General features: G+C 71.1%; 14 protein-coding genes. 4 read left to right on the top strand and 10 right to left on the bottom strand.

The genetic code is table 11. From position 1 onward, the window contains the following. Window positions 1-11 precede the first annotated feature (11 nt). Window positions 12-1,202: an alpha/beta hydrolase gene (locus tag BJY14_RS32710; protein ID WP_179847135.1), complete on the bottom strand. Its 1,191-nt coding sequence runs from the start codon at window positions 1,200-1,202 to the stop codon at window positions 12-14. Window positions 1,203-1,296: 94 nt separating this feature from the next. Then, window positions 1,297-2,334 (bottom strand): LysR family transcriptional regulator, encoded by a 1,038-nt coding sequence (locus tag BJY14_RS32705; RefSeq protein WP_179847134.1) that lies wholly within the window; start codon window positions 2,332-2,334, stop codon window positions 1,297-1,299. Between the two features lie 126 nt (window positions 2,335-2,460). Between BJY14_RS32705 and BJY14_RS32700 the strand changes: the two genes are divergently transcribed. Further along, window positions 2,461-3,357 (top strand): serine hydrolase, encoded by an 897-nt coding sequence (locus BJY14_RS32700; RefSeq protein WP_179847133.1) that lies wholly within the window; start codon window positions 2,461-2,463, stop codon window positions 3,355-3,357. 98 nt (window positions 3,358-3,455) lie between these two features. Beyond that, window positions 3,456-4,160 (top strand): DoxX family protein, encoded by a 705-nt coding sequence (locus BJY14_RS32695; RefSeq protein ID WP_179847132.1) that lies wholly within the window; start codon window positions 3,456-3,458, stop codon window positions 4,158-4,160. 67 nt (window positions 4,161-4,227) lie between these two features. Here the strand turns inward: BJY14_RS32695 and BJY14_RS32690 are convergent, their stop codons facing one another. The 3 genes from BJY14_RS32690 to BJY14_RS32680 form a co-directional block, all read right to left on the bottom strand. Beyond that, complete coding sequence (locus tag BJY14_RS32690; RefSeq protein WP_179847131.1) at window positions 4,228-5,163, bottom strand: NAD-dependent epimerase/dehydratase family protein; 936 nt, start codon at window positions 5,161-5,163, stop codon at window positions 4,228-4,230. A gap of 86 nt (window positions 5,164-5,249) precedes the next feature. Then, window positions 5,250-6,191 carry an RNA polymerase sigma factor SigJ gene (gene sigJ / locus BJY14_RS32685; RefSeq protein ID WP_179847130.1) on the bottom strand — a complete coding sequence of 314 codons (942 nt, stop codon included), beginning with the start codon at window positions 6,189-6,191 and terminating at the stop codon, window positions 5,250-5,252. A 9-nt stretch (window positions 6,192-6,200) separates the two neighbouring features. Beyond that, a complete protein-coding gene (locus BJY14_RS32680) occupies window positions 6,201-6,812 on the bottom strand; it encodes a TetR/AcrR family transcriptional regulator (protein ID WP_179847129.1) in 612 nt (203 codons plus the stop codon). 102 nt (window positions 6,813-6,914) lie between these two features. On the opposite strand from BJY14_RS32680, the gene BJY14_RS32675 reads away from it, so the two are divergent. Beyond that, entirely contained in the window at window positions 6,915-8,372 is a 1,458-nt protein-coding gene (locus BJY14_RS32675; RefSeq protein WP_179847128.1) for an MFS transporter, read from the top strand. 97 nt (window positions 8,373-8,469) lie between these two features. Here the strand turns inward: BJY14_RS32675 and BJY14_RS32670 are convergent, their stop codons facing one another. From BJY14_RS32670 to BJY14_RS32660, 3 genes are all read right to left on the bottom strand, one after another. After that, window positions 8,470-11,286, bottom strand: coding sequence for a vitamin B12-dependent ribonucleotide reductase (locus BJY14_RS32670; RefSeq protein ID WP_179847127.1), 2,817 nt, complete (start codon window positions 11,284-11,286; stop codon window positions 8,470-8,472). A 119-nt stretch (window positions 11,287-11,405) separates the two neighbouring features. Beyond that, window positions 11,406-11,879 (bottom strand): transcriptional regulator NrdR, encoded by a 474-nt coding sequence (gene nrdR, locus BJY14_RS32665; RefSeq protein WP_141583086.1) that lies wholly within the window; start codon window positions 11,877-11,879, stop codon window positions 11,406-11,408. A 369-nt stretch (window positions 11,880-12,248) separates the two neighbouring features. Further along, on the bottom strand, window positions 12,249-12,584 hold the full coding sequence (locus tag BJY14_RS32660) for a LysM peptidoglycan-binding domain-containing protein (protein ID WP_179847126.1): 336 nt from the start codon (window positions 12,582-12,584) through the stop codon (window positions 12,249-12,251). 176 nt (window positions 12,585-12,760) lie between these two features. On the opposite strand from BJY14_RS32660, the gene lexA reads away from it, so the two are divergent. After that, a complete protein-coding gene (gene lexA / locus BJY14_RS32655; RefSeq protein WP_179847125.1) occupies window positions 12,761-13,447 on the top strand; it encodes a transcriptional repressor LexA in 687 nt (228 codons plus the stop codon). A 161-nt stretch (window positions 13,448-13,608) separates the two neighbouring features. On the opposite strand, the gene leuS is transcribed toward lexA, so the two are convergent. After that, on the bottom strand, window positions 13,609-16,071 hold the full coding sequence (gene leuS, locus BJY14_RS32650) for a leucine--tRNA ligase (RefSeq protein WP_246397498.1): 2,463 nt from the start codon (window positions 16,069-16,071) through the stop codon (window positions 13,609-13,611). Between the two features lie 229 nt (window positions 16,072-16,300). Next, complete coding sequence (locus BJY14_RS32645; RefSeq protein ID WP_179847123.1) at window positions 16,301-16,915, bottom strand: TerB family tellurite resistance protein; 615 nt, start codon at window positions 16,913-16,915, stop codon at window positions 16,301-16,303. Between the last annotated feature and the right edge of the window lie 211 nt (window positions 16,916-17,126).

Below are 17,126 nucleotides of genomic sequence, written 5' to 3'. Positions count from 1 at the left end.
GGGCGTCTCCTTCACCCGCGCGGGGGAGGGCGCCGGCTCTGGCGATCGGCGGGGAGGAAGTCGTCGAGGGCCGCGGCGACCAGGTCGGGACGTTCGAGGGTCTGCATGTGCGGCGTGCCGGGAAGCTCCCGGTAGGTCGAGCCCGGGATCCGCTCGGCGATGCCGGACATGATCTCCGGGGTCGTCGAGGCGTCCGCCTCGCCCGCGAGCACCAGGGTCGGGAAGTCCTTCCCAGCGATCCTGCCCTGGACGTCCAAGCCCTTGAAAGCCCGCCAGGCCGCGGCCCAGTCGGCGGAGTCGAGGCGCCGGATGCGCTCCCGCGCGTACCGGACGCCCCAGGGGTCGGTGGCGAGCGCGGCAGGTGTGAACCAGCGCGTCAGGGTGGGGACGATCTGCGCCTCCATGCCGTCGTCCTCGCCGGATCGGGCGCGGCCCTCGAAGGCGTCGAAGGCGTGGTCGGTGGTGGCGAGCAACGCCAGCGAGGCGACGCGTTCGGGTGCGCGGACGGCGACGGTCTGCGCGATGCCGCCGCCCATCGACAGGCCGACGACGTGCGCCCGGTCCACGTCGAAGGCGTCGAGGACGCCGAGCAGGTCCGCGGCGAGGTCGTCCATCGTGAACGGTCGGGGCGCCCCGGCGGCGCCGCCGTGTCCGCGGAAGTCGTAGGCGAAGACCCGCCGGCCGTTCGCCAGCCGTTCCATGACGGGCTCCCACATGCGCCAGTCCACGCCCAGAGAGTGCGAAAGGATCACAGCCGGTCCGTGGTCGCCCTTCTGCGCGACGATGGTCTCGTGGTCGGCCAGCGCCACGCGGTGCATGAGCGGCGGCTTCGGAAGGCCCTGCTCTTCGAGAACGCCGTTGACGACGGCGAGCGCGTCCAGCGCGCGAGGAAAACCCGCGTAGACCGATAGGTGCTCGCACAGGGCCAGCAGTTCGGACGGCTCGATGCCCTGACGCAACGCTCCTCGCACATGGCTGGCGAGACGGCGTTCCGCGCCTCCCAGCGCCGCGATGATGGCGACGGAGGCGAGTTCGCGCGCTCGGCGGCCCAGTTCGGGCCGGGCCAGCGCCCCGCCGAACGCCCCCTCCACCACGGCCTCGAACATCTGCGGGGACGTCCGGAGCACCTCACCGAGCGCCTCTTCGGGCCTGCGCCCCATCAACCCCTCGTATTCGCGCCGCCCGCGCTCGCCACGGTTCATGTCCTGCTCCTCAGTAAAGAGTCCACGTTCTGTGGGACGCCTCCATGCTCATGCCGATAGCTGCAAGATGTCCAAGACCTGGTGAAGCTCGCAGTCATATCTCTTGCTTATTAACTGTCCAACCTTGGCGGCGCGATTCGCCGCCGGCGTCGGCCGCGCTGAGGGCTCCCCCACGTCCCGCAGGAACCGGCATCACGGACGGCTGGGCCTGCGCGGCGAGCCGAGCGGTCAGGGTCCGATCGAGGCGAGGTCCGGACGGCGGGCGGCGAAGTCGATGAACGCGGCCAGCGCTGGGCTCGGGCGGCGTCCGGCGGGCCAGGCGAGGGACGGCGCCCAGGTGCGGTTCGGGGTCGAGCCGGACGACGCTCACCGGCTGGCCCGGTTCCTCGGCCACCGAGCGGGGGACGACGGCCGCGGCCAGTCCCACGCTCGCCATGGCCCTGGCCGTGCTGTACTCCCGCGTCTCGAACCGGATGCGCGCCGTAGCGCCGGCGGCCGCCAAGGCGGACAGGACGATCTCGCGGATCACCGAGCCCGGCGAGTAGCAGACCAGGTCGATGCCGTCCAGCGCGGCGACGGGCACCCTGTACCTGCCTGCGAGGGGCGCCGACACCGACGTGATCAGGACGAGCGGCTCCTCGCCGAGCGGGAGGGACTCCAACCGCCGCCCTTCCTCCTGCGGCGGCATCCGGACGACGGTCGCCGCGTCGAGGCGTCCTCCGCCGAGGCCCGCGACCATCTCCTCGGTGTTCATCTCCCGCAGTTCCACGTCGACCGCCGGGAACTCCTCGGAGAACTCCGCCAGCAGGCGCGCGAGCCGGGCCGTCAGGCCGCGGGCCCCGCCGAGGCGGATCCGGCCCCGCGTCCCCTCCGCCCAGCCGCGCATCTCGTCCTCGACCGCCGCGATGTCGGACAGGATCCGTTCGGCGTGCTCCAGGAGCGCCGCCCCGGCCGGAGTCAGCTCGACCCTGTGGTTGTTGCGCTCGAACAGGGTGATGCCGAGCTGCCGCTCCAGCTTGCGGATCTGCTGGGACAGCGCGGGCTGCGCGATCTGCAGCGTCTCCGCCGCACGCGTGAAGTGCAGCTCACGCGCCACCGCCCTGAAGTACTCCAGCTGGCGAGAACCCATCATGCGCTCATGTTCTCACCACGGAGCCAGCCATGTGATTCCACTATTACGCCCTCGCGGGTGCTAACACAGGGGTAACAGCCGGCTCACGACACTCCCGATCATGGATTCCGACGCAGGACGGCGTCGATGAGACGGGCCGTGCTTCTCGCCTGCGCGGTGCTCGCCGCGACCGCGATACTCGTGGCCGGCTCCACGGCGTTCGTCTACGAGCCCCCCAGAGTCCCTACGACGACCGCGACGACCGCGACGACCCCGGCCCCGAGGCGGCACCCGACGACGCCCACTTTCACCCGACCCCAGCGCGAGGAACTCACCCGCGCACTCCGCCGGTACCTGGACGGCAGGTCCGGCGACCTGTCGATCTCGGTGCGCGAGGCGTCCACCGGCCTCTCCTACTCCTACGGCGAGAGCCTGCGCACGGCGACGGCCAGCATCGTCAAGGTCGACATCGTCATGGCGCTGCTCCTCCGGGCGCAGCACGAGCGACGCGCGCTCACGTCCATGGAGAAGGCCCTGGCCGAGCGTGCGATCAAGGTCAGCGACAACGATGCCGCCAGCGAGCTGTGGCGGTCCATCGGCGGCGCGCACGGCCTCGCCTCCGCCAACAGGACGCTGGGCCTGCGCGACACCGAGCCCGGCCCCGGCGGCTCATGGGGTTCGACCACGACGAGCGCCGCCGACCAGATCCGGCTGCTGACCGCCCTCACGTCCGCGGGCAGTCCGCTCAGCTCCGCAGGCCGCCGCTACGTCCGCCACCTGATGGGGGACGTGGCGCCGGAGCAGGCATGGGGAGTCAGCGCGGCGGGGACCGGCGCCGAGGTGAAGAACGGCTGGCTCCCCCGCGAAAGGCACGGCGGGGCCTGGACGGTCAACAGCATCGGCATCGTCCGCGCCGCGGGCCGCACCTTCCTGATCGCCGCCCTCTCCGAACGCGGCGCCACAATGCGGGACGGTGTCGAGACCGTCGAGCACGCCTGCAAAACCGTCGCCGCGGCCCTCGCCCGCGCCTCCATCGAAACCTGAGCGGCCCGTTCACCTGCGATGTTCGCGAGATCCGCACCGGGGCCGTCATACTCTCCGTCGAACCAGGGCCCGTCCCTCCCGCCGAAGGAGCCGCCGGCATGCGCACTCGTCCGCTGTACGACGTCGTCGCCGTCCTGGCGCGGCTAGGCGTGGGCATCGTCTTCATGGCGCACGGCTGGCAGAAGATCGAGGCGGGGGTCACCGCGACGGGCCGCTCGTTCGACGCCCTCGGCGTGCCGGTGCCGACGGTCGCGGCCGTCTACTCCGCGTTCGTCGAACTCCTCGGCGGGGCGGCGCTGATCGTCGGGCTCGGCCTGCCGCTCACCGGGGCCCTGCTCTTCATCGACATGGCGGGCGCGTTCGTCTTCGTCCACGCGGACCGGGGCCTGTTCATGGTGGACGGCAAGAGCGTCCAGAACGGCTACGAACTGGTCCTCGCGCTCGCCATGGTCAGCCTGCTGTTCGCGGCGGGCGGCGGCGGCCGCCTGACCCTCGACCAGTGGGTCGTCGCGAAGCGCCTCCGCCGCCCCGGCCCGGGCGACGAGGACGACGAGGACGAGGAGGACGCGGCGAAGTTCGTGGAGTCGCTGCGCCAGGCCGAGCTGAAGCCCGCGAAGAAGCCGCGCCGCTCCCCCAAACCGCCCGCGATCCCCGCCCCGGATGCGTCCGAGAAACCGGACAAGCCCGCCGACGACCCCGACGACGTGCTGGTGGCCGGCCGCCGCAAGCCGGCCCAGCGCCGCCGCGCCTCGACCACCCAGCCGTCCAAGCGTCCCGCCGACGACACCGACACACCGTCCTGAACCAGGCGAGAAGGGACTGGCCGAAGTCGGTCCCTCTCTCTGCGAACATCGAACGGCGAGCAGCGGGTCACGTCCCGGCCTGGAGTCCCTGACGCCAGCTCGGGTGTGCGGGGTGCCAGCCCAGTTCGCGCTTGGCCTTGGCGTTGGACGCGCCGCGCAGCTCGGTCATGAGCACGACGCCGGCCTCTCCGGCGGCGAGCCGTCCGACGAACCGCGGCACGCGCATCGGCTTCCTGGCGCCGAGCATCGCCGCCAGCTCCGGCAGCCATTGGGAGACCGGGGCGGGGTCGTCATCGACGATGTTGTAGACACCGCGGCCCCCGTTCTCCACCGCCGCGAGCGTGGCCTCCGCGGCGTCGGCGATGTGGACGAACGACCAGACCCCGCCGCCGTCGCCGACGATCGGGAACCTGCGCTTGCGGATCATCTCGAACTGCTCGGACCCCGGGGCCATGGAGGTGCCGGGCCCGTAGAACGCGCCGTAGCGCAGCACGATCCCCTCGGTCCAGCCGGCGTCCAGCACGGCCTTCTCCAGATGCCCGATCGCTGCGATCATCGAGGTCATCTGGGCGATCGGCGAGCGGTCCAGGGGGTCGTCCTCGCTCTTGACCGGCCCGCCGGTCCGGTCGTAGGTGAACGCCCCGTTGCTCTGGACGACGAACCGCCGCACTCCTACGGCGCGCGCGGCCGCGAGAAGGTTGTCGGTGCCCTCGGTCCGCAGCCGGTCGGTGGCGGCGAAGGTGCGCTCGAAGTGGCGGGTGTCGACGTGCCCGATGGCGGTCAACTGGTGGACGATCACCTCGGGGGCCGCCTGCCGCACGGCCGCCTCGACCTGGGCGCGGTCGAGCGCGTCGGCGACGACCGGCTCCGCGCCCATCCGCGTCGCCTCGGACATTCCGGATTCGCCGCGGACCATGGCGAACACCTCGTGGCCCGACTCGATCAGACGGGGCAGGAGTTCCCTGCCGATCGCTCCGGTCGCTCCTGCTACCAGGACTCTCATTGTCGGCTCCTCTGCCGTCCGGTTCGGGTTCGACTCTTGAACCGGACGGCCCGCCGATTGCTGACAGGGGCCGGACGTGTCGTGCGTCACACCGTGAGCAGAGGCTCCGCATGGTCGGCCACCGCCCACTGCTCGGTCGCGCGTTCGAGCTTGTCGGGGTTCGCCTGGGTACGGCAGGCGGTGATCCCCTCGGCTGTGACCTCCAGGCACATGATGGCGACGACCCGGCCGTCCACGACGGCCACGACGGCGGGTTCTCCGTTGGCGACCCATGCGTAGATCTCGGACGAGCCGCCGACGATGGCGCGTTTGGCCTCGGTGGGCCTGAGGAGGGTCCGCACGAACTTCGCGACCGCGGCGGCGCCCTCGAACGCCTTGGCGCGTGCCGGGACCTTCCCTCCGCCGTCGCCGACGGAGATGGCGTCCTTGGTGAGCAGCCGTACGAGCTCACCGGTCTGGCCGCTGGCGGCGGCCGCGAGGAACTCCTCGACGATCCGGCGGGCGGCGGCCTCATCGATCTCCCGGCGGGCCCTGCCGTCGGCGACGTGCTTCCTGGCGCGGTGGAAGATCTGCTGGCTGGCGGCCTCGGTGATGTCGAGGATCTCGGCGATCTCCCGGTGCGGGTGGTCGAAGGCCTCCCGCAGCACGTAGACCGCCCGTTCGCGGGGGGACAGCCGCTCCAGCAAGGTGAGAACCGCGAACGACACCGATTCGCGCTGCTCGGCGGTGCCGGCCGGGCCGAGCATCGGGTCCCCCGCTAGCAGCGGCTCGGGGAGCCACCGGCCCACGTAGGTCTCGCGCCGCGCCCGTGCGGAGGCGAGCTGGTTGAGGCACAGGTTGGTGAGCACCTTCGTCAGCCAGGCCTCCGGGACCTCGACGCGGGCGACGTCGGCGGCCTGCCAGCGCAGGAACGTCTCCTGCACGAGGTCCTGTGCCTCGTCCGCGGAGCCGAGGAGACGGTAGGCGATGGCCTCCAGACGGGGCCGCGCCGCCTCGAACCGGTCGACGTCCTCCCCTGTCAAAGGCATGAGCCGATCCTAATCTCGTCCTGAGGCGCCGCCGCCACCGCGTACGGGTCCCGCAGCGGGGCGGAGCCCGTCGAACAGGACGGCCAGGATCTGCTCGCGGTCCCCAGGTGCTCGTTCCACGGCCCAGGCGACCGCCGCGACGAGCGAGAAGAGCGCGGAGTCGTCGACGTCCGGCCGGACGGCTCCGGCCTGCTGGGCGCGCGCCAGCAACTGCGCCCCGCCCGCTTTCATGGCCTGGCAACTGGCGTGCAGGTCCGATTCCGGATCGGCGAGGCTGTCGACGAGGGCGTCGACCAGGCCGCGGTAGGTCATCGCATGCTCCACCGCGGCCTCGAACCACCTGGCCAGCGCGTCGCCGGGCATGGCGGCGGTGAGCAGGGCGTCCGAGCGGACGCGCAGTCCGCGCAGGCTCTCCCCCAGTAGCGCCTCCAGGAGAGCCTGGCGGGTCGGGAAGTGCCGGTAGAGGGTCACGTTCCCGACGCCGGCTCTACGCGCGATGTCGTTCAGGGACGTGCCGACGCCCTGCTCGCCGAACGCCGCCCGTGCCGCCGTCAGCAGCCGGTCGTAGTTGCGCCGCGCGTCCTTGCGCGGCGCCCGCCCGGTCGCCCGCCCGTTCGTCATGAACCCTCCGCCGGTTGCTAAACGAGGAACCTCCTCATAATGTACCGGGCTTGTAGCGAGGAACCTCCTCGTTTAACTCTCACCGCCGCCGCGAGGAGCGTCATGACCGAAGAGATCCTGCCCACACCGACGACGGAGGGCGCCCGTCTGCCCGATCCGCCCGGATCGCAGCGCCGTCCGGGCCTCGTGCTGGCGATCGTGCTGATCTGCCAGACGATGTTCATCCTCGACACCAGCGTGGTGAACATCGCCCTGCCCCGCATCCAGCGCGACATGGCCTTCTCCCCCGCCGACCTGTCGTGGGTGCTGAACGCCTACATGCTGGCCTTCGGCGGGCTGCTCCTCCTCGGCGGACGCGTCGGCGACATCTTCGGCCAGCGGCGGGCGCTCATCGGCGGAGTCGCCGTGTTCACCGCCGCCTCACTGGCCGGCGGGCTGTCGACCTCGGCCGGGATGCTGCTCGCCGCCCGCGCCGGGCAGGGGATCGGCGCCGCCGTCGCCGCGCCGACCGTGCTCGCCCTGATCACCACCGGCTTCCCCGGGCCGGCCGCGCGAGGCCGGGCGCTCGGCGCCTACGCGGCCGTCTCCGGCTCCGGCGCCGCCCTCGGCCTGATCGCCGGCGGAATGCTCACCGACTGGATCTCCTGGCGCTGGGTCCTGTTCATCAACGTGCCGGTCGGCGCCGTCCTGCTCGCCGCGGCCCCGCTGTTCGTCGCCGAGACCCACCGCCGTCCCGGCCACTTCGACCTCGCCGGCTCGCTGACCTCGACCCTGGGCATGACCGCGCTCGTCTTCGGCTTCATCCGCGCCGCCGAGCAGGACTTCGGCGACCCGGCCGCCCTCGGCGCGCTCGGCGCGGCCGCCATCCTGCTCGCGCTGTTCGTGGCCACCGAGGCCCGTGCCCGGCAGCCGATCACGCCGCTGCGGCTGTTCGCCGACCGCGACCGGGCCGCCGGCTACCTCGGCCTGCTGTTCGTCATGGCCGCGGGCAACGGCATGTTCTTCTTCCTCACCCAGTTCCTGCAGCAGATCCGCGGCTACGACCCGCTGAAGGCCGGCCTCGCGTTCGTGCCGCTCACCGTCCTGATCCTCATCTCCTCGAACGCCTCCGCTCGGCTGCTGCCCCGCCTCGGAGCGAAGACGCTCACCGCCTCCGGCGCCGCGGCCATCACCGTGGGCCTCCTCTGGCTGGCCCGGCTGACACCGTCGGGCGGGTACGCGGGATCGCTGCTCGGTCCGACACTCGTCGCCGGCCTCGGCATGGGCACCCTGCTGGTCGGGATCACCACCGTGCTGACCTCCGGCGTCCACGCGGAGGACGCCGGCGCCGCCTCCGGCCTGCTCAACGTCATGCAGCAGATCGGCGGCGCGCTGGGGCTGGCCATCCTCGTCACCGCGTTCGGGGCCGCCACCCGCACGGCGCACGGAGCAGGCCACCACGTCTTCACCAAGGGGGCGACTACGGCCTTCACCGTCGGAGCGGCGTTCACCGCCTGCACCATCCTGCTGGCCCTGACCATGAAGGCCCGTCCGGATTCCGCGCCCGAAGCTCCCCGCTGATGACGGCCGTATGACCAGCGAAAGCGAGAGCGGGGTACCGGACTGTCTCCGATACCCCGCTCTGACCGGGAACTACGCAGCCGTCACCGGCCCTGGATCAGCTGCAGCCGCTGGTGGAGCCGCAGCCCTCGCAGACGTAGCAGCTGCCCGCCGGGCGCATCTTGGTGCCGCAGGTGAGGCAGAGCGGCGCGTCGGCCGTGCGGCCCTGGCGGCTCTCGATCACCTCCATGGACGAGCGGGCCTCACCGCCGGCGGCCGGGGCGGGCGCCGACGGCCGGGCGATCTCGGCGGACTGCGCCAGCGACTCGCGGTCGACCTCCTCCTCGGCGTGCAGGGCGGCGGGGTCCTCGCCGTTGGCCTGCATCGAGCGCTCCTCGGCGGTGAAGATGCCGAGTTCGGCGCGCTCCTCGTACGGGAGGTGGTCCAGCGCCAGGCGGCGGAAGATGTAGTCCATCACCGAGGTCGCCATGCGGATGTCCGGGTCGTCGGTCATGCCCGCCGGCTCGAAGCGCATGTTGGTGAACTTCTCCACCCACGTCTCCAGCGGGACGCCGTACTGGAGGCTGATGGAGATCGCCATGGAGAAGGCGTCCATCACGCCGGCGAGCGTGGAGCCCTGCTTGCCGAGCTTGAGGAAGACCTCGCCGACGCCGTCGTCCGGGTAGGACGAGGCGGTCATGTACCCCTCGGCGCCCGCCACGGAGAAGCGGGTCACGGTCGCGGGCCGCTGCTTCGGCAGCCGCCTGCGGACGGGGCGCGGCGTCGTCTCCGCGGGCGCCGCCGCCACCGGCTGCTCCTTCTTGCCCGCGGCCGACAGCGGCTGGCCGACCTTGCAGTTGTCGCGGTAGATCGCCAGGGCCTTCAGGCCGAGCCGCCAGCCCTCGAAGTACACCTTCTCGATGTCCTCGATGGTGGCCTGCTCCGGCATGTTGACGGTCTTGGAGATCGCGCCGGACAGGAACGGCTGGACGGCCGCCATCATCCGGACGTGCCCCATCGGGCTGATCGTCCGCTCGCCCATCGCGCAGTCGAACACCTCGTAGTGCTCGGGGCGCAGCCCGGGCGCGTCCACGACGTGGCCGTGCTCGGAGATGTACTCGACGATCGCCTCGATCTGCTCCTGCTGGTAGCCGAGCTGCTTCAGGGCGCGCGGCACCGTGTGGTTGACGATCTGCATGGAGCCGCCGCCGACGAGCTTCTTGAACTTCATCAGCGCGAGGTCGGGCTCGATGCCGGTGGTGTCGCAGTCCATCATCAGGCCGATCGTCCCGGTGGGGGCGAGCAGGCTGGCCTGCGCGTTGCGGTAGCCGTTCTTCTCGCCGGCCTTCAGGCAGTCCGCCCACTGCTTGGCCGCGGCGGCGTGGATCGCCTTGTCGGTCGCGTCCAGGGTGCGGATGTCGTCGTTGGCGGCGGCGTGCTTGCGCATGACGCGCTTGTGGCCCTCGGCGTTGCGCGCGTAGCCCGCGTACGGGCCGACCACGCCCGCGATCTCGGCCGAGCGGCGGTAGGCGACGCCCGTCATCAGCGACGTGATCGCCGCGGCGAGGGACCGTCCGCCCTCGGAGTCGTAGGCGTGCCCGGTCGCCATCAGCAGCGCGCCCAGGTTGGCGTAGCCGATGCCGAGCTGCCGGTAGTCGCGGGTCGTCTGCGCGATCTTCTCCGTCGGGAAGTCGGCGAACGTGATGGAGATGTCCATCGCCGTGATGATCAGCTCGGTGAGCTTGACGAACCTCGCGACGTCGAACGCGTCCTCGGGGGTGAGGAACTTCAGCAGGTTGATGCTCGCGAGGTTGCAGGACGAGTTGTCCAGGCTCATGTACTCCGAGCAGGGGTTGGACGCGGTGATCCGCCCGGTCTCGGGGTTGGTGTGCCAGTCGTTGATCGTGTCGTCGTACTGGATGCCGGGGTCGGCGCACTCCCACGCCGCCTTGGCCATGAGCCGGAACAGCTCCTTGGCCTTGATCGTCTCGACGACCTCGCCGGTCATCCGGGCGCGCAGCGCGAACTCGCCGTCCGACTCCACGGCGTGCATGAACTCGTCCGACACCCGGACGGAGTTGTTGGCGTTCTGGTACTGGACGCTGCCGATGTCCTTGCCGCCGAGGTCCATGTCGAACCCGGCGTCCCGCAGCGCGCGGATCTTGTCCTCCTCGCGCGCCTTGGTCTCGATGAACTCCCCGATGTCGGGGTGGTCGACGTCCAGCACGACCATCTTGGCGGCACGGCGGGTCGCGCCGCCCGACTTGATCGTTCCGGCGGACGCGTCGGCGCCGCGCATGAACGACACCGGGCCGCTGGCCGTCCCGCCCGAGGACAGCAGCTCCCGGCTGGAGCGGATGCGGGAGAGGTTCAGGCCGGCGCCGGAGCCGCCCTTGAAGATCACGCCCTCTTCCTTGTACCACTCCAGGATCGACTCCATCGTGTCGTCCACCGACAGGATGAAGCACGCCGAGACCTGCTGCGGGGACTTGGTTCCGACGTTGAACCACACGGGGGAGTTGAAGCTGAACAGCTGGTGGACCAGCGCGTACTTCAGCTCGTGGTCGAAGATCTCGGCGTCCTCCTCGGAGGCGAAGTAGCCCTCCTTGAGGCCCGTGTCCACGTACATCCGGACGACACGGTCGACGAGCTGCTTCAGGCTCCACTCCCGCTGCGGCGTGCCGACCGCCCCGCGGAAGTACTTGGACGTGACGATGTTGACGGCGTTCAGCGACCAGAAGTCGGGGAACTCGACGCCGCGCTGCTCGAAGTTCACCGAGCCGTCGCGCCAGTTGGTCATGACGACGTCACGACGCTCCCAGCGCATCTCGTCGTACGGGTGCACGCCGGGCGTGGTGAAGATGCGCTCCATCTTCAGCCCCTTGCGGACCCCCTTGCCGCGCCGCGCCGCCGAGCCGCTCACCGTCTCCGTCATGACCTTCCCCCTCTCGGACCCTCCCGCCGGGCCCTGTCCAGGAACAACCACGCCGCCGCACGGGCCATGCCCGCGCGGAGACGTCCTTTACTTGTGCTGATGTGTTTCCGGAACCGTCCCTACCGGGACGGGCCGGGCTCCCCCGAGGAACCGGCCTTCCGCAGTGCTTCGATCTCCTTGGCGAAGTCGTCCAGCGACTCGAAGCTTCGGTAGACCGAGGCGAATCGCAGATAGGCGACCTCGTCGAGTTCGCCGAGCGGCCCCAGGATCGCGAGGCCGATCTCGTGCGAGGGGATTTCCGCGGACCCGGACGACCTGATCGCCTCTTCGACCCGCTGCCCCAGCTTCGCGAGCGCATCCTCGTCGACCGGACGGCCCTGGCAGGCCCTGCGCACACCGGCGATGATCTTCTCCCGGGAGAACGGCTCGGTGACCCCGCTGCGCTTGGCCACCATCACGAGCACATTCTCCTGCGTCGTGAATCGCTTGCCGCATTCCGAGCACGACCGGCGACGCCGAATGGCGCCCCCGTCATCGGTCGAACGGCTGTCGATCACTTTGGTGTCGGGGTTGCGACAGAACGGGCAGTGCACGTTCAATCCCTCCCCTGACGTAAACGACTTACACCGATGATGCCGCCATATATAGGGAACTACATCGATGTGACTACTAGATGTTGTGGTCAACCGTAGGGCTCACCGGACTCGTTCGCAACCTGCTCGCGAGCCTCCTGCGTCACATCCGCCCCGTCCGCGCAGGTCATGTTCGACACCTCGTTTTTCCCTCCGGGCGTGTCGTCACCGACCGCCGCCAACAGGCCCCTCCCGGTAACCTCCGGCACGCCGAAGTCCCAGCAAGACACCCCTGCGGCCGGACGGCGAGAGAGGGACGTCGCATCGTTCGACGGGCGCCCCGGGTGCCGCTCGGCGGTGACCGAGCGTGGCGGAGCCGGGGGCGCCCGGTCAGCTTGAGGGAAGCCTGAGTTCTTGCCCGGGATGGACGGTGGGATCACCGGCCAGGCCGTTGAGGTCGATGATGCGCTGCACCACGATGCGCGGGTCGCTGCCGGGATCGGCGGTGGACGCGATGTCCCAGAGGGTCTCGCCGGGCTCGACGACGACCGTGGCCGCGGGGCGGGACGGACCCACGTGGCCCGCCCGGGAACCGGCGAAAGCGCCCGGCCCCACGGTGAGCCAGAGCAGAATGAGGGTCACCGTGGCGGCGAAGGCGACCAGGACGACGCGGCCCCGGCGGGTCAGGCGGATCGGGGGACGGTCACTGTGGGGTGAACCCGGCATCTCTCCCCTCCTCGACTTCGAATGCATTTTCGATCGAACACCTGTACGATGTTCTACCAGGGGCCGTCCGCAAAAAGCGAGCACATCTTCGAACAATTGTTTGATCATCGGGCCTGGACGCGATAGCGTTCCATGACAAGGAGTGACGGATCGAGGCGCCCGGGAGGCGACGAGCGATGAGCAAGGTCCGGGAGCTGCCCGACGGGCCGATGGACGAGACGGGCCTGACCCAGCGACAGCGCATGGTCCTGGAGGTGATCCGTGACTCGGTCCAGCGCCGCGGGTACCCGCCCTCGATGCGCGAGATCGGCGAGGCCGTGGGGCTGACCAGCACGTCCAGCGTGTCGCACCAGCTCCGGGCGCTCCAGCGCAAGGGCTTCCTGCGTCGCGACCCGAACCGGCCGCGCGCGGTCGAGGTCCGGGTGCCGGGCACGACGCCGGTGCGCACGCACGAGGAGGCCTACGAGCCGTCCTCGGGGCAGCCCGCGCCCGCCTACGTGCCGCTCGTCGGCCGCATCGCCGCCGGTGGCCCGATCCTCGCCGAGGAGGCCGTCGAGGACGTCTTCACGCTGCCGAAGCAGCTCGTCGGCGAGGGCACCCACTTCCTGCTGAAGGTCACCGGCGACTCGATGATCGAGGCCGCGATCGCGGACGGTGACTGGGTGGTCGTGCGGCAGCAGCCGGTGGCCGAGCAGGGCGACATCGTGGCCGCCATGATCGACGGCGAGGCCACGGTCAAGACGTTCAAGCGCCGCGACGACGGCCACATCTGGCTGATGCCCCAGAACCCCGCCTACGAGCCGATCCCCGGCGACGAGGCGTCCGTCCTCGGCCGGGTCGTGGCGGTCCTCCGCAAGATGTGACGCAGGCTTTCAGCGGCCGCCGGAACCCCTCCGGCGGCCGCTCTCGCGCGCCCGCCTTCCCCCGAAACGCCCCCCGCGCACGCCCGCAGCACGCCCTGGCAACGGTGGGCGGGACGGGGTGCCGCGCCGCTCGGGTGGGAGCGGCGCGGCGTCGGCCGTGGTCAGCGCTTGGGGACGATGTTGACGATCTTGGGGGCGCGGACGATGATCTTGGCGATGTCGGCGCCGGCCAGGGCGTCCTGGACCTTGACCGAGGCCAGGGCCCGGCGCTCCAGTTCCTCCTCGGCGATGCCGGGCGGGACGTCCAGCCGGTCGCGGACCTTGCCTGCGACCTGCACGACGCAGGTGACCGACTCCTCCACCAGCAGCGCCGGGTCGGCGGACGGCCAGCCCGCGCGGACCACCGGCGCGGTGCGGCCCAGCAGCTCCCACGCCTCGTCGGCGGTGTAGGGGGCGAACAGCGACAGCAGAACCGCGATCGCCTCGGCGGCCTCGCGGACGGCCGGGTCGGCGGCGCCGGGGCCGGAGTCGATGGCCTTGCGGGTCGCGGTGACCAGCTCCATGATCCGCGCGATGGCGACGTTGAACCGCTGCGTCTCGACCAGCGTGGTGGCCTCGTCGACCGTGCGGGCCGTGGCACGGCGCAGGGCCGCGTCGCCGGAGGTGACGTCCGCTCCGGGCGGGGAGGCGACCTCGGCGGCGATCCGGTGCACGCGGGTCAGGAACTTCGACATGCCGTGCGGGGACACGTCGGCCCAGTCGATATCGTCCTCGGGCGGGCCGGAGAACAGGATCGCCAGGCGGACGACGTCCACCCCGAACTCGCCGATCTGCTCGCCCAGGTCGACGCCGTTGCCCAGCGACTTCGACATCGCCTTGCCCTGGTTGATCACCTGGCCCTGGTTCAGCAGCCGGGTGAAGGGCTCGGTGAAGTCGACCATGCCCATGTCGTACAGGACCTTGGTGAAGAACCGGCTGTACAGCAGGTGCAGGATCGCGTGCTCGACGCCGCCCGTGTACTGGTCGACCGGCATCCACTTGCGGACCTGCTCGACGTCGAACGGGCCGCCCTCGTAGCCGGGCGAGCAGTAGCGGAAGTAGTACCAGGACGAGTCGACGAACGTGTCCATGGTGTCGGTGTCGCGGGTGGCGGCGCCGCCGCACTTGGGGCACTCGGTGTTCACCCAGTCGGACGCGGCGGCCAGGGGCGAGGTGCCCTTGGGGGCCAGGTCGGCGCCGCGCAGGCCCTCGGGCAGGGTCACCGGCAGCTGGTCGTCGGGGACGGGGACCTCGCCGCACGCCTCGCAGTGCACGATCGGGATCGGGCAGCCCCAGAACCGCTGCCGGGACACCAGCCAGTCGCGCAGCCGGAAGTTCACCGACGCGCGGCCGGTGCCGCGCTCCTCCAGGATCCCGGTGATGCGGGCGATGCCGTCGGCCTTGGTCAGCCCGTCGATGGGGCCGGAGTTGACGATCGCGCCGTCGCCCGGGGTGGCGACGCCGGTCTCGGCGGGGTCGGCCAGGCCGGTCTCGACGACGACGCGGACGGGCAGCCCGAACTTCAGCGCGAAGTCCAGGTCGCGCTGGTCGTGCGCCGGGACGGCCATGATCGCGCCATGTCCGTACTCGGCCAGGACGTAGTCGGACGTCCAGACGGGCAGCCGCTCGCCGTTGACCGGGTTGACCGCGTAGCGGCCCAGGAACACGCCGGTCTTCTCACGCTCGGTGGACAGCCGCTCGATCTCGCTCTCGCGGGAGACCTCGTCGCGGTAGGCCTCGAACGCGGCGCGGTGGTCGGGGTGGCAGATCTCCTCGGCCAGCGCGGCGTCGGCGGCCACGACCATGAACGTCGCGCCGTACAGGGTGTCGGGGCGGGTGGTGTAGACGGTGACGGGCTCGTCGCGCCCCTCGATCACGAAGTCGACGTCGGCGCCGGTGGAGCGGCCGATCCAGTTGCGCTGCATCAGCAGGACGCGCTCGGGCCACTTGCCCTCCAGCTGCGCCATGTCGTCCAGCAGCCGGTCCGCGTACTCGGTGATCTTGAAGTACCACTGGGTCAGCACGCGCTTCTCGACCAGCGCGCCGCAGCGCTCGCAGTGCCCGCCGACGACCTGCTCGTTGGCGAGGACGGTCTGGTCCTTCGGGCACCAGTTGACGTGGCCGCCCTTGCGGTAGGCCAGGCCCCGCTCGTAGAAGCGCAGGAACAGCCACTGCGTCCACTTGTAGTACTCGGGGTCGGAGGTGTGCAGGCGCCGGGTCCAGTCGAAGGACGGCGCGTAGCGGTGGAAGGAGGCCGCCTGCGTCTCGATGTTGGCGTACGTCCACTCGGCCGGGTGCGAGTCGCGCTTGATGGCGGCGTTCTCGGCGGGCAGGCCGAAGGAGTCCCAGCCGATCGGGTGCAGGACGTTGAAGCCGCGCTGGAACCAGTAGCGCGCGACGACGTCGCCGATGGCGAACGCCTCCGCGTGGCCCATGTGCAGGTCGCCGCTGGGGTAGGGGAACATGTCCAGGGCGTAGCGGCGCTCCTCGGCGGTGCCCTTCTCGTCCGCCTTGAACGGGTCGAGCTCCTCCCAGCGGGCCTGCCACTTGTCCTGAACCGCCCGTGGGTCGTACCCGTCGTGCAGGGGGGACGCCCCCCCTGCACCCTCCGGCGTTGCGCGGTGGGGAACGTCGCTGCTCACGCTTCTGACTCCGGTTCCTGCTGCTGGGTCGTGGCCGTCCGCCGACATGAAACGGCCCCTCGCACAGGAGGGGCCACCACGCTGACGTCAGTGCGTCAACGCGGTCCTTCGAGGAGCAGCCTGGCTGGCATACCTCAAAGGGTAGCGCAACCGCAACCCCGCTTGCCGCGACTTAGTGCCCCGACTCCTGGCGGGCCATGGACACGACGCCGGTCACCTGCACGCGGGTCAGCTCCAGGTCGGCGCCGACGGCGGACAGCGTCTCCTCCTCGGAGACGGTCAGCGGGCCGTCGACCAGCGCGATCTCGGCGGCGGCGCGCAGGATGCTCTCCCGCGCCTCGGGGGCGAGGGCCGAGGCGGCGCGCGCCATCTCGACGCGGACCTCGTCGAAGGGACGGCCGAGGTCGGCGTCCAGGGCGGGCTCGTCGTACCCGGGCTCGCCGGCCTGCCGGACGACGGAGACGGCGCGGGAGCGGGCGGCCGCGTTGGTGTAGTCGCCGGAGCGCAGGACCTGGGCGATGGCCATGCGCAGCAGCATCGCGGGCATCTGCGCGAGCTGCGCGGTCGTCGGCACGTCGAGCACGGCGGGGTTCCAGCGGCCCTTGCAGGTGTCGCATTCGACGAACTCGCCGCCGGCCTTCGTCAGCGGTATGACCGGGATGAAGAACAGCGTGAAGAAGTTGCGCCCCTGCCGGCGGCGGTACTCGCGGTCGCCGCCGCACCCGGGGCAGTGGAAGGTTCCCCTGGTCAGGGTGAAGAACACCACCCGCCAGCCGAAGATGATCAAGATCGCGCACCCTTTCTCGCTGCAGCGGCACATGCTAGCGCCGCCGGGCGGCCGGCATCCGGCGCGGGCCCGGCGCCCGCGCCGGACGGACCGGATCCGGTCACGGCGCCGGGGACGGCCCCCGCCCCGCCGCGACGACGGAAACGCCACGTCAAAGCCTGCGAATGATGGCGCCGGACGAGCCCCGTGCAGCAGGATGTGCGGAACAATT

Source organism: Actinomadura luteofluorescens, assembly GCF_013409365.1.
In the GTDB taxonomy this organism is placed as follows: domain Bacteria; phylum Actinomycetota; class Actinomycetes; order Streptosporangiales; family Streptosporangiaceae; genus Spirillospora; species Spirillospora luteofluorescens.
This window is presented reverse-complemented; position numbering and strand designations above follow the sequence as displayed.

What these genes read in the sequence shown, in the direction of transcription:
- BJY14_RS32710 (WP_179847135.1), bottom strand. Translation starts at nt 1,202, where the DNA reads ATGAACCGTGGCGAGCGCGGGCGGCGCGAATACGAGGGGTTGATGGGG.
- BJY14_RS32705 (WP_179847134.1), bottom strand. Translation starts at nt 2,334, where the DNA reads ATGATGGGTTCTCGCCAGCTGGAGTACTTCAGGGCGGTGGCGCGTGAG.
- BJY14_RS32700 (WP_179847133.1), top strand. Translation starts at nt 2,461, where the DNA reads ATGAGACGGGCCGTGCTTCTCGCCTGCGCGGTGCTCGCCGCGACCGCG.
- BJY14_RS32695 (WP_179847132.1), top strand. Translation starts at nt 3,456, where the DNA reads ATGCGCACTCGTCCGCTGTACGACGTCGTCGCCGTCCTGGCGCGGCTA.
- BJY14_RS32690 (WP_179847131.1), bottom strand. Translation starts at nt 5,163, where the DNA reads ATGAGAGTCCTGGTAGCAGGAGCGACCGGAGCGATCGGCAGGGAACTC.
- sigJ (WP_179847130.1), bottom strand. Translation starts at nt 6,191, where the DNA reads ATGCCTTTGACAGGGGAGGACGTCGACCGGTTCGAGGCGGCGCGGCCC.
- BJY14_RS32680 (WP_179847129.1), bottom strand. Translation starts at nt 6,812, where the DNA reads ATGACGAACGGGCGGGCGACCGGGCGGGCGCCGCGCAAGGACGCGCGG.
- BJY14_RS32675 (WP_179847128.1), top strand. Translation starts at nt 6,915, where the DNA reads ATGACCGAAGAGATCCTGCCCACACCGACGACGGAGGGCGCCCGTCTG.
- BJY14_RS32670 (WP_179847127.1), bottom strand. Translation starts at nt 11,286, where the DNA reads ATGACGGAGACGGTGAGCGGCTCGGCGGCGCGGCGCGGCAAGGGGGTC.
- BJY14_RS32660 (WP_179847126.1), bottom strand. Translation starts at nt 12,584, where the DNA reads ATGCCGGGTTCACCCCACAGTGACCGTCCCCCGATCCGCCTGACCCGC.
- lexA (WP_179847125.1), top strand. Translation starts at nt 12,761, where the DNA reads ATGAGCAAGGTCCGGGAGCTGCCCGACGGGCCGATGGACGAGACGGGC.